Below are 12,103 nucleotides of genomic sequence, written 5' to 3'. Positions count from 1 at the left end.
GGCGCTGCGCGCCTCAGCGGAACAGCACCAGCGATCCGGGCGACCAGGCCAACCGGGTCCGCGTCCCGACCTCCTGCACGTCGCGGCCAAAGACGTTGCGCATCGAGATGCGGACCGTGCGCGACTTGCCGTCGCCCCGCGCCACGCCGTCCAGGCGCAGGTCGTAATAGGTCATGTCGCCGTAATAGACGACCTCGTCGATGGTGGCGTTGGTCTCGCGCGGCTGCGTGTGGGTCGCGCCCGGACCGACCAGGGTCATCGTCTCGGGGCGGAAACCGATCACTGCACCCGCATCGTCGGGATTGGCGCGACTGACCTGGCGTTCGGGCAGCTCGACCGTACCCAGGCCCGCGACATCGACGGTGACCGCGCCGCCCGCCTCGGACAGGATCGTGGCAGGCAGAAAGTTCATCACCCCGATGAAATCCGCGACCCGGCGCGTGGCCGGGCGGGCATACAGCGCCTCGGGGCCGTCCAGCTGCGCGATCTCGCCCTCGAACATGACAGCGATGCGGTCGGACATGACCAGCGCCTCCTCCTGGTCATGGGTGACCAGGACGAAGGTGATGCCGACCTGACGCTGCAGCTTGATCAGCTCGACCTGCATCTGCTCGCGCATCTTGCGGTCCAGGGCCGACAGCGGCTCGTCCAGAAGCAGCACCTTGGGCTTGAGGATCAGCGCGCGGGCCAGTGCCACCCGCTGCCGCTGGCCGCCCGACAGGGCATGCGCGGATCGCGCGCCGTATCCCTTGAGCCCGACCATGGTCAGCGCCTCCTCGACCGCGGCGGCCTTTTCGGCCTTGCTGCGCGGATCGCGGCGCAGGCCGAAGGCCACGTTCTCGGCGACGGTCAGATGCGGGAAGATGGCATAGGACTGGAACACCATGTTGGTGGGCCGCTTGTTCGCGGGCACCTCCTCCATGCGCTTGCCGCCGATCAGGATGGCGCCGTCGCTGATGTCCTCGAAGCCCGCGATGGTGCGCAGAAGCGTGGTCTTGCCGCAGCCTGACGGGCCCAGCAGGGAGAAGAACTCTCCGGCCCGGATGGTCAGGTCGATCCCGCGCAGCGCGTGATAGTCGCCGTAATACTTGTGGACGCCCTGACATTCGATCATCGGCTTGGCTTCGGTCACATCAACCCTCCGGTGGGCTTGCCGCCGATGCGGGCATTGCCCCGGCGGCGGAAATATTCGCCGATCGCCAGAAGGACGATCGACAGGATCACCAGCACCGTGCCCAACGCCATGATGACGGGGATCGCGCGCGGAAAACGCAGCTGGCTGAAGATGTAGGTGGGCAGCGTCGGTTCGTTCCCCGCCAGGAAGAAGGCCAGGATGAACTCGTCCAAACTGATGGTGAAGCTGATCAGCAGTGCGCTGATGATGCCCGGCATGACCAGGGGCAGCGTGACAAGACGGAATGCGCCCCACTTGCTTTCGCCCAGGTCATAGGCCGCCTCCTCCAGGCTGCGGTCCAGCGACGAGAAGGCGGTGGTCAGCACCGCGATGGCATAGGGCATGCAGATCAGCGTGTGCCCCGCGATGACCGTCATCAGCGACAGCTGCACCCCCATGCCCAGCAGCACGACCAGCAGCGACATGGCCACGATGATTTCCGGCAGCACCATGGGCAGCATGATGAACCCCATCATCCCGCCCTTGCCCGGAAACACGAAGCGGGTCGAGGCGCGCGCCGCGAAGATGCCAAAGCAGGTGGCCAGGATGGACGAGGCCACCGCCACGGTCAGCGAATTGGTCAGCGCCCGGCGCAGCGTCGCGTCGGCCCACATCTGCCGGAACCAGTCTGTCGTCACCCCCTGCAGCGGAAAGGCGATGATCGTGCCCGAGTTGAACGCGAACATCGGCAGCAGGATGATCGGCGCATACAGGAACAGCAGATAGAAGATTGCATAGGCCTGCAGGCCGCGTCCCTGGCGGTTCATTGGCGCACCTTGAGGAAGCGGCGGTTGAGGAACAGGAAGACCAGGCTGACCACCGCCACGATGGCCATGGCCGTCACCGCCAGCGCCGATCCCAGGGGCCGGTTGTCCAGCGCCAGCATCTGGACCTGGATCAGGTTGGCGATCATCGGGATCTTGCCGCCGCCGATCACCTCTGGCGTGACATAGTCGCCGATGGTCGGGATGAACACGATCAGCACTGCCGCGATGACGCCCGGCATCGCCAGCGGCAGCGTCACCCGCCAGAAGGTCATCAGCCGGCTTTCGCCCAGGTCGCGCCCGGCCTCCAGCAGGGATCGGTCGATCTTCTCCAGCGCGACGAAGATCGGCAGGATCGCGAAGGGCGCATAGGCATGGGCCAGCGTCAGCACGATCGCGTTGGTGTTGTAGAGGATGAAGGTCAGCGGCTCGTCGATGATGCCAAGGCCCGTCAGGGACGAGTTGATGACGCCATTATATCCCAGGATCACTTTCCACAGGAACACCCGGATCAGATAGCTGGTCCAGAAGGGAATCGTGATCAGGAACAGCCACATGGCCTTCTTTTCGGGCCGCACGCAGAAGCTGACGTAATAGGCGACCGGGAAGGCCATCACCACGGTCGCCAGCGTGACGATGGCCGCCACGACCAGCGACCGCAGCATCACCGTCCGCACGATCGGGTCGGTCAGCACCTGGGTGTAATTGTCCAGCGTGAAGTCGCGGATGATCTCAAGATAGCCGTCGGTCAGGAAGCTGTAGGCCAGGATGGTCAGCAGCGGCGCCGCCAGGATCACCAGCGCATACAGGAACGGCGGCGCGATCAGCGACAGCCCGGCCCGTGCCTGGTCGTCGAACTTGGCCTTTGCCATGGCGATCCCCTTCCGTCCGCCCCGCCGGGCCTTTCGCAATTGCTGTCACAGGCCGCGCGCGAGGAAAAGAGGTTTCTAGCCCGCCTAGCGCCACCAATGCCCGGTCAGCGCCAGCCGCGCCAGCGATGCGCGCCGCTGAAACGGCGTGATCGCGGTGGTGGCCTCGAACGGATCGGTGCGCCCGGCCATGATCTCGGACAGCAGGCGCGGCACGCGGGGGCCGGGATACAGCGCAGCCGCCGCCCGGCGCGGCAGCTTGCGGTGCATCCGCGCCGCCATGCGCAGCCCATCGCGCGCCTGTTCCGCCAAGGCCCGCGCGTCCTCAGGGCGGGCCGGTTCCAGCCCCAGCCGGACTGCCTGCAATTGCGGCAGCGCGCGCAGCCACGCAGCCAGACCGGCACCGCGGGCCTGATGGGCCACGATCTCTCGCGTGCCTTCGCGCGCGCCGCAGCAGCGCGCGGCGGTCCACATCAGCGCGCCCGCCGTCGCGTCGACATAGGCCAGCACCGCCTGCGGCCCGTCAAAGGGCTGGCGTTCGCAATCCCTGCGCCGGGCCTCGGCCAGGGGCGACAGGGCGCCGGCATCGGTCCCCCAGGCCTCCCACAGGGGCGTCAGCACGTCGTGCAGCGGGGGCGCGGTGCCCTGCCCCATCTCGTCCAGGCGGTCGATCCACCATTGCAGCCGCATCTCGGCCAGCATCGGCTCGGCCGACTGGAACGGCGCGCGGGCGATCTCCAGGTTCAGCGCATAGAGCGTGACCAGCGCCGGACGGTCCGCCGCCTCGGCCACCAGCACCGCGCCGAACCGGTCGGGGTCATGCTGGCGCAGCGCCTCGGTGCAGGCCTCCAGGGTCATGTGCCGTGGGTCCGCGCCAGATCGGACAGTCGTGCCGGATCGAACCCCGCGGCCAGCGACCATTCGGGCCCCTTGGCCGTGTCCTTGACCTCGACGCCCGCTGCCGCGAACCCGTCGCGGATCGCATCCGCACGGGCGAAATCACGGGCTTGGCGCGCCGCCAGTCGCGCCGCCAGCAACGCCTCGATCTGGCCCGCCGCACCGGCATCGGCCTGGGCCCACTCGCCCATACCCGGCAGCAGCAGGCCCAGCATCCGGGCCGATGCCAACAGAGTCTCCGCGTCCCCCCGACCCGCCAGGTCGTGCAACGCGGCGATGGCACCCGCAGCGTTCAGGTCATCGGCAAGCGCCTCGATCAGCGCGGGTGCCGGGCTTGTTGCGGGTTCGGCGCCCGCAACAAGCCCATGCCACCGCAGAAGCACGGCTTCGGCCTCCTGCGCCTTGGCCTCGGTCCAATCCATCGGCTTGCGGTAATGCGTGGACAGCATCACGAAGCGGATCACCTCGCCGGGCACGCCCCGGTCCAGCAGGTCGCGCACGGTGAAGAAGTTGCCCAGGGACTTGGACATCTTCTTGCCCTCGACCTGCAGCATCTCGTTGTGCAGCCAGACATTGGCGAAACCCGCGCCGGGATGGGCGCAGCAACTCTGTGCGATCTCGTTCTCGTGGTGCGGGAACTGCAGGTCGATGCCGCCGCCGTGGACGTCGAAATGCGGCCCCAGCAGCGCCGCCGACATGGCCGAGCATTCGATGTGCCAACCCGGACGCCCCCGGCCCCAGGGGCTGTCCCAGCCCGGCAGGTCGTCCGAGGACGGCTTCCACAGCACGAAATCCATCGGGTCGCGCTCGGCTCGTGGTCCGGACGAGCCGCGCCAAGCGCGTCCATGTCGGCGTGATACCAGCCGATCGTCTCCTCGGTCCGCTCGGCGATCAGCGCCTCCAGGGACAGGTCGGACCCGGCCGCACGGCGGCGCTGCGCCTCGGCGTTGATCTTGTCGTCGACATCGGTGAAGTTGCGCACATACGTGACCGCACGGTCGCCGTATTCATGCCGCAGCAGCCGCACCAGCAGGTCAAACACCAGGACCGGCCGGGCATTGCCCAGATGGGCGCGGTCATAGACCGTGGGTCCACACAGATACAGACGCACGTTGGCCGGGTCGATGGGGACGAACTCCTCCTTGCGGCGGGTGCGGGTGTTGGTCAGCCTGATCTGCGTCATGATGCGGCCCTTTTGGCAAGCGTGGCCAAGGGTCTATCGCATCGCGCCCTGGCTTTCCACCCAGGCAATCTGGCGCGGCAGCGATTGCGACGCCAGATCATAGCCCCCCAGGATCGTGGCCCGCGCCGCCTTGCGGATCGCCGCCGCCTGCGGGTCGCCCGCCAAGCCGCGGATCAGGGCCGCCGACAGGGCGGCCTCGTCAAAGAACGGCACCAACCGCCCGTTCACCCCGTCGGTGATCAGCTCGCGCACCGGTTCGGTATCGGACGCCACGACATACCCCCCCGCCGCCATCGCCTCGGTCAGCGACCAGGACAGCACGAACGGATAGGTCAGATAGCAATGCACCCGCGCCACCTGCATCAGCGACAGATAGTCGCCATAGGGCACGCGGCCCAGGAAATGCACCCGCGACAGGTCCAGGCGGGCGCCTACCTCTGCCAGCAGCTTGTCCTTCCAGCTGTTCGCATCGCGCGGCTTGGCGCCATAGCTGGTGCCCTCGGCGCCGACCAGGACCACTTGCGCGTCGGGGCGCGCCGCCAGCACGTCGGGCAATGCCCGCATCAGCACGTGAAACCCGCGGTAAGGCTCCAGAGAACGGGACACGAAGGACAGCACCTCGTCCCCCGCGCGCAGGATCGTGCCGCCCGGAAGGGTCAGGCGGGCCGCGGGATCGGGGGCCACGCGGGCGGTGTCGATGCCGTCATGGATGACGGTGATCTTGCCACGCAGCTCGGGCGGAAAGCTGTCGGCCTGATAACGGGTGGGCGCGATGGCCGCATCGGCCTGCACCATCGCCTGGACCAGATGCGCCGACCGCGCGACCGTCATGAAGCGCACCTCGTCCCGGTCGGGGCTGATCTCGGGGTCGAAGCCCACGTCGTGCCCGCGGGTGCGGTACATCAGCTCGGCATAGACCAGCAGGCGCGCGTGGGGCCAGATCTCCTTTAGGAACAGCGTCTCTCCCCAGCCCGGATGGCCGATGACGATGTCGGGGTGAAACCCGTGCCGGTCGCGCAGCGCACGCGCGCCCCGCGCCGCCAGCAGGCCGCGTTCCGCATGGTCCGCATAGGTCCGACCCAAGGCGCTGTCGGTCTGCACCGCCGCCGGCGCCTTGTAGCGCAGGGTCCGGATCGGGCTGGGCCGCTGGTTGTTCTCATCCGTCAGGGCCAGGACCTGGTGCCCGCGCGCGGCCAGGGCCGGGGCCAGATGCGGAAACTGGCCCGGAAAGTTCTGGTGGACGAACAGGATCTTCATTCGTGGATCGGAAAGGCCGCGCGCAGCAGGGCGCGGGTGTAATCCTGCCGGGGCGCGTCAAAGATCTGCACGACGCTGCCATGTTCGACGACCTCTCCGGCGCGCATGACCATGATGTGATGCGCCATCGCGCGCACCACGCGCAGGTCGTGGCTGATGAACAGGTAGGCCAGACCGTATTTCCGCTGAAGGTCGCGCAGCAGATCCACGATCTGCACCTGCACGGTCATGTCCAGCGCGCTGGTCGGCTCGTCCAGGACGACGACCTTGGGGCGCAGGATCATCGCGCGGGCGATGGCGATGCGCTGACGCTGACCGCCGCTGAATTCGTGCGGATAGCGGTGCATCATCTGGGGGTTCAGCCCGACCTCGGTCATGATCTCGGTGACCAGCTGGCGGCGGTCGCGGCCGGGTTCGACCCCGTGCACGCCCAAGCCCTCGGTGATGATCTGTTCGATCGTCATGCGGGGCGACAGGCTGCCATAAGGGTCCTGGAACACGATCTGCATGTCGCGGCGCAGGCGGCGCAGCTGGCCGCTGGTCCAGGCCTGGATATCCTGCCCCAGATACAGGATCGGGCCGTCGCTTTCGATCAGGCGCATGATGCTCAGGGCCAGCGTGGTCTTGCCCGATCCCGATTCGCCGACGATGCCCAACGTCTCTCCCGCGCGCAGCGACAGGGTCGCGCCGTTCACCGCCTTGACGTGCCCCGTCACGCGGCGCAGCAGGCCGCGCTTGATGGGAAACCAGACCTTCAGGTCGCGCGTCTCGACCAGGACCGGCGCATCGGGGGCTATGGGATCGGCCTGCCCGGTCGGCTCGGCGGCCAGCAGCTTGCGGGTATAGGGGTGCTGGGGCCGGGCAAAGATGTCCTCGACCGCGCCCTGTTCGACGATCTCTCCGTCCTTCATCACGCAGACGCGGTCGGCGATGCGGCGCACGATGCCCAGATCGTGGCTGATGAACAGCATCGACAGGCCCTCGTCGGCCTTCAGCTCGGCCAGCAGGGCCAGGATCTGGGCCTGGATGGTCACGTCCAGCGCCGTGGTGGGTTCATCCGCGATCAGCAGGTCGGGACCGTTGGCCAGGGCCATAGCGATCATCACGCGCTGACGCTGACCGCCCGACAGCTGGTGCGGATAATCGGCCAAGCGCGTTTCCGGGTCGCGGATGCCGACGCGGGTCAGCAGTTCGATGATCCGCGCCCGCGCCTTGGCGCCCGACAGCCCCTGGTGCAGCGCCAGGCTTTCCGACAGCTGCTTTTCCAGCGTGTGCAGCGGGTTCAGCGAGGTCATCGGCTCCTGGAAGATGAAGCTGATGTCGTTGCCGCGGATGTCGCGCAGGGTGCGGTCCGATGCGCCGACCATCTCGCGGCCCGCGTATTTCACCGACCCCTGGACCTCGGCCGAGGCGCCCAGCAGCTGCACGGCGGACAGCGCCGTGATCGACTTGCCCGACCCGGATTCGCCCACCAGGGCCACGGTCTCACCACGGTCGATGTGAAAGCTGACGCCCTTGACGGCCGCGGTCAGGACGCCTTCGGACCGGAACCCGATGCGCAGGTCGCTGACCGCCAGCACGGCATCGCTGGACGGTGCGGGCACGGGACGCGCCTGTGATGCGCCGGGCATCGAGCCGCCATGGCTCTCGGCCACGGCCGCGGGGGCGCCGGGGGCGGGGCGGACGGGCTGATCGCTCATCGGAAGGTCTTTCTGGGGTCGAAGGCGTCGCGGATGCCCTCGAAGATGAACACCAGAAGCGACAGCATGATCGCGAAGGTGAAGAAGGACGTGAAGGCCAGCCAGGGCGCCTGCAGGTTCTGTTTCGCCTGCAGCGCCATCTCTCCCAAAGATGCCGATCCGGCGGGCAGGCCATAGCCAAGGTAGTCTAGCGCAGCCAGGCCGCTGATCGTCCCGGTGACGACAAAGGGCATCATCGTCAGCGTGGCGACCATCGCGTTGGGCAGGATGTGGCGGAACATGATCTTGCGGTCGCTGACGCCCAGGGCGCGCGCCGCGCGGACATATTCAAAGTTCCGCGCGCGCAGGAATTCTGCCCGCACCACGCCCACCAGCGCGGGCCAGCCGAACAGGATGGTGACGAAGACCAGAAGCCAGAAGCTGCGCCCCAGGATCGCGAACAGGATGATGATGACGTAAAGGCTGGGCGTCGAGGCCCAGATCTCCAGCACGCGCTGGAACACCAGGTCGGTGCGGCCGCCGAAATAGCCCTGGATCGCGCCCGCCGTGATGCCGATGGTCGAGGCCACCACCGTCACGATCAGCGTGAACAGGATCGAGGTGCGGAACCCGTAGATCACCCGCGCCAGAACGTCCCGCGCGGTGTCGTCCGTACCCAGCAGGTGGTTGCCGTCGGGTGCAGAGGGCGCGGTGCCCACGTTGTTGATGGTGCGGTAGTGATAGGGAATCGGCGGCCAGATCATCCAGCCCTGTTCGGCCTTGGGCACATCGGTCGAACCCGACCGCACCGCCGCCATGAAGCCCTCCGGCTCGTCCCAGCACTCCTCGCGGCCGCCCGACACGATCAGGCATTGCACCGCTTCGTCGCGATAGATCGCCTCGGTCCCGAAATCGCCGCCGAACGCGGTCTCGGGATAGAAGTTGTAGGCGGGCCAGTACAGTTCGCCCTGATAGCGGACGACGATGGGTTTGTCGTTGGCCACGATCTCGGCGAACATCGCGGTCACGAACAGGACCGCAAAGATCACCAGCGACCAGAAGGCGCGTCCGTTCCGGCGGAAGTTGCGCCAGCGGCGGCGGTTCAGTTCCGACATCGCCATCAGCCCGCCCTCTTCTCAAAGTCGATGCGCGGATCGACAAAGACGTACATCAGGTCCGACAGGATGCCGACCACCAGGCTCATCAGGCCGAAGACATACAGCGTGCCGAAGATCACCGGATAGTCGCGCTGCACCGCCGCCTCGAAGCCCAGGCGCCCCAGCCCGTCCAGCGAGAAGATCGTCTCGATCAGGATGCTTGATCCGAAGAACACGCCCAGGAACATCGCCGGAAAGCCCGCGATCACGATCAGCATCGCGTTGCGGAAGACGTGGCCGTACAGGACGCGGCGTTCGGTCAGCCCCTTGGCCCGCGCGGTCATCACGTACTGCTTGTTGATCTCGTCCAGGAAGCTGTTCTTGGTCAGCAGCGTCAGCGTCGCGAAGCTGCTGATCGTAGCCGCGATCACCGGCAGGGCCGCGTGCCAGGCATAGTCCTTGACCTTGCCCCAGACCGACAGGTCCGCGAAATTGTCCGATGTCAGGCCGCGCAGCGGAAAGATCTGCCAATAGCTGCCGCCCGCGAACAGCACCATCAGGATGACCGCGAACAGGAAGGCCGGGATTGCATAGGCCATGATGATCACGCCCGACGTCCAGGTGTCGAAGCGCGATCCGTCGCGCACCGCCTTGCGGATGCCCAGCGGGATCGAGATGACATAGGCGATCAGCGTCGACCACAGCCCCAGCGTGATCGAGACCGGCATCTTCTCGACGACCAGGTCCATCACGCTGATCGACCGGAACCAGCTGGTCCCGAAATCGAAGCGGATGTAGTTCCACATCATGGATAAGAACCGCTCGACCGGGGGCTTGTCGAAGCCGAACTCCTTTTCAAGCTGGGCGATGAATTCGGGGGGCAGGCCGCGCGCACCCTCGTATCCCGCATCGCCGCCCAGCTGTTCGGCGCTGTCGGCCGTGGCGCCGGCCAGGTTGCCCAGCACGTCGCCCTCGCCCCGGACCTGGGCCGCGATCTGTTCGATCGGGCCGCCGGGGACGAACTGCGTCAGGGTAAAGTTCACCACCATGATCCCGATCAGGGTCGGGATGATCAGCAGCAGTCGCCGCAAGATGTAGGCGCCCATCAGCGCATGCCCTTCCCCGTTGGGTCCGTGCCCCTTGGCGGGGCCTTGTCGTTATCTGGGCTTGTCGGCAATCCGCGCCGGGAAATCAAGCGCATCGCCGTCTCAGCGCAGCTGGCCCGCCGCCCGCAGCTCGTCCGCACGGGTCTGGTCGTACCACCAGAAGTCCGTGACCCCCAGGCCAAGGGCGGGCAGGGTCTCGGGGCGGTCATAGACGTCCCAATAGGCGACCGTGGTTACCGGCTTGTACCATTGCGGGATCCAGAAGCGCAGGCTGCGCAGCGCCCGGTCCAGCGCGCGGATGGCGACGCGGTTCTCGGCATCCGTCGTGGCGGCGCTGCCGATCTCGATCAGGCGGTCGATGGCGGGGTTGGCCAGGCCCATCGGGTTGAACACGTCGTCGCTGTGCTCGGACCCAAAGGCCTGCGCCGTGCCGCCGCCGATGCCGTAACCGTTGCCCAGGCTGTCGCGCACGATGTCGAAATCATGGCTGCGGGTGCGGGTGGTCAGTTCCGACGGATCGACCCGCGACAGGACCGCGTCCACGCCGATCGCACGCAGGTTCTCGACATAGGGGTTCACGATGCGGTCATAGCTCTGGTTGAAGTCCAGGAACTCGACCCGCAGCGTCTGGCCTGCGGCGTTGCGGCGCATGCCGTCCGTGCCGGTCGTCCAGCCCGCCTCGTCCAGCAGCGCCGCCGCGCGGCGCGCATTGCCGCGGTCCAGCTGGCGTTCGCCGCTGACCGGGGCCGAGACCGGATCGTCGGTCAGGATGCCCGGCGGCAGATCGGCCGCGACGGGTTCCAGCAGGGCCAGCTCTTCTGGCGTGGGCGGGCCTTCGGCCTGCAGGTCGCTGTTGTCCCAGAAGCTGTCCAGCCGGGTGTTCATGCCATAGAACAGCGCCTGGTTCGACCATTCGAAGTTGAACATCAGCCCGATCGCCTCGCGCACGCGGATGTCCTTGAACTTGTCGCGTCGCAGGTTGAAGACCCAGGCATCGCCCGATGCGATCACGCCGTCGGGGATCTCCTCCTTGACGACGGCGCCCGCCGCCACCGCCGGAAAGTCATAGCCGGTCGACCACAGCTGTTCGGACGGCTCGACCCGGAAGGTATAGATGCCGGCCTTGAACGCCTCGAAGGCCGCGTCGAAATCGCCGAAATACTCGAACCGCAGGGTGTCGAAATTGTGCCGGCCCTTGTTGATGGGCAGGTCCTTGCCCCAATAGTCCGGGTTGCGCCGCATCGTGATCGACCGCCCGAAATCCGCACTGTCGAAGACATAGGGGCCGGACCCCAGGAACGGCGTCGTGCTGGTCTGCTGGATGTCACGGCCAGTCGCTTCGAACTCGGCGCGCGAGAAGATCGACTGGTTGCCCATCAGCCCAAGCACGTCGCGGCGTTCGATGTCGGGCATGAAATCGAACCGGATGCGGTGCGTGTCCAGCACCGTGGCACTGGCGACGCGTGTCTTCAGCGCCTCGCTGTAGGACGGAAAGCCCTTGTCACGCAGCAGTTCGAACGTGAACAGGACGTCGTCTGCGGTCAGCGGGCTGCCGTCGCTGAAGCGCGCTTCGGGGCGCAGGTTGAAGATGATCCAGTCGCGGCTTTCGGGATATTCGACCGTCTCGCACAGCAGGCAATACATCGAATACGGATCGTCCAGGACCGACTCCATCAGCGGTTCCAGCATCATCACCGACGGCGCCGTGGCCCGCCCCCGGAACGTGTAGGGATTGTAGCTGTCAAAGGTGCCGATGCCGTGCTGGGACATCTCGCCGCCCTTGGGTGCGTCCGGGTTCACGTAGGGCAGATGCGGAAAGTCCGCGGGCAGTGCGGGCTCGCCGAAGGTGGCGATGCCATGCGTCTTGATGACCGTCGGATCGCCGGCCGCGTCCTGCGCCCAGGCTGGGACCGCGGCGATCCCAAGAAGCAGCGTGGCAAGTCGGGCGGCGTGGCGCATGTCGTCTCTCCGGTCTGGACCAGCGAGAGGCTAGGCCAGCGGGGGGCCGGGCTTCAAGCCGCGATTTCGTGAACGCGGGCCATGAAAAAACCCCGACGCCGGGCCGGGGTTTTCTGGA

General features: G+C 67.1%; 9 protein-coding genes and 1 pseudogene. All 10 read right to left on the bottom strand.

What is annotated here, in order from left to right; genetic code table 11:
- Positions 1-13: 13 nt before the first annotated feature.
- A complete protein-coding gene (locus GBO37_RS18535) occupies positions 14-1,114 on the bottom strand; it encodes an ABC transporter ATP-binding protein (protein WP_252930432.1) in 1,101 nt (366 codons plus the stop codon).
- Between the two features lie 14 nt (positions 1,115-1,128).
- Complete coding sequence (locus tag GBO37_RS18530) at positions 1,129-1,941, bottom strand: ABC transporter permease (RefSeq protein ID WP_045981508.1); 813 nt, start codon at positions 1,939-1,941, stop codon at positions 1,129-1,131.
- On the bottom strand, positions 1,938-2,810 hold the full coding sequence (locus GBO37_RS18525; RefSeq protein WP_046000153.1) for an ABC transporter permease: 873 nt from the start codon (positions 2,808-2,810) through the stop codon (positions 1,938-1,940). The genes GBO37_RS18530 and GBO37_RS18525 overlap by 4 nt, the downstream gene beginning before the upstream one ends.
- An 84-nt stretch (positions 2,811-2,894) precedes the next feature.
- Positions 2,895-3,665 carry a squalene/phytoene synthase family protein gene (locus tag GBO37_RS18520; RefSeq protein WP_252930395.1) on the bottom strand — a complete coding sequence of 257 codons (771 nt, stop codon included), beginning with the start codon at positions 3,663-3,665 and terminating at the stop codon, positions 2,895-2,897.
- Positions 3,662-4,887, bottom strand: a pseudogene (locus GBO37_RS18515) (cysteine--tRNA ligase). The gene GBO37_RS18520 and the pseudogene GBO37_RS18515 overlap by 4 nt, the downstream one beginning before the upstream one ends.
- Before the next feature lie 33 nt (positions 4,888-4,920).
- A complete protein-coding gene (locus GBO37_RS18510; protein ID WP_252930394.1) occupies positions 4,921-6,144 on the bottom strand; it encodes a glycosyltransferase in 1,224 nt (407 codons plus the stop codon).
- Positions 6,141-7,775 (bottom strand): ABC transporter ATP-binding protein, encoded by a 1,635-nt coding sequence (locus GBO37_RS18505; RefSeq protein WP_252930431.1) that lies wholly within the window; start codon positions 7,773-7,775, stop codon positions 6,141-6,143. The genes GBO37_RS18510 and GBO37_RS18505 overlap by 4 nt, the downstream gene beginning before the upstream one ends.
- A gap of 65 nt (positions 7,776-7,840) precedes the next feature.
- A complete protein-coding gene (locus tag GBO37_RS18500; protein ID WP_045981503.1) occupies positions 7,841-8,944 on the bottom strand; it encodes an ABC transporter permease in 1,104 nt (367 codons plus the stop codon).
- The gene (locus GBO37_RS18495) at positions 8,944-10,026 is read right to left on the bottom strand and encodes a microcin C ABC transporter permease YejB (protein ID WP_252930393.1); all 1,083 of its coding nucleotides are present in this window, start codon (positions 10,024-10,026) and stop codon (positions 8,944-8,946) included. Before GBO37_RS18495 ends, GBO37_RS18500 begins: the two co-directional genes overlap by 1 nt.
- Positions 10,027-10,128: 102 nt before the next feature.
- Positions 10,129-11,985 (bottom strand): extracellular solute-binding protein, encoded by a 1,857-nt coding sequence (locus tag GBO37_RS18490; protein ID WP_252930392.1) that lies wholly within the window; start codon positions 11,983-11,985, stop codon positions 10,129-10,131.
- Positions 11,986-12,103 lie beyond the last annotated feature (118 nt).

It is taken from the genome of Paracoccus sp. 08 (genome assembly GCF_024105395.1).
GTDB classification, from domain to species: domain Bacteria; phylum Pseudomonadota; class Alphaproteobacteria; order Rhodobacterales; family Rhodobacteraceae; genus Paracoccus; species Paracoccus marcusii.
Note: the sequence above shows the minus strand (reverse complement) of the source record. Positions and strands in the feature narration are given on the sequence as shown.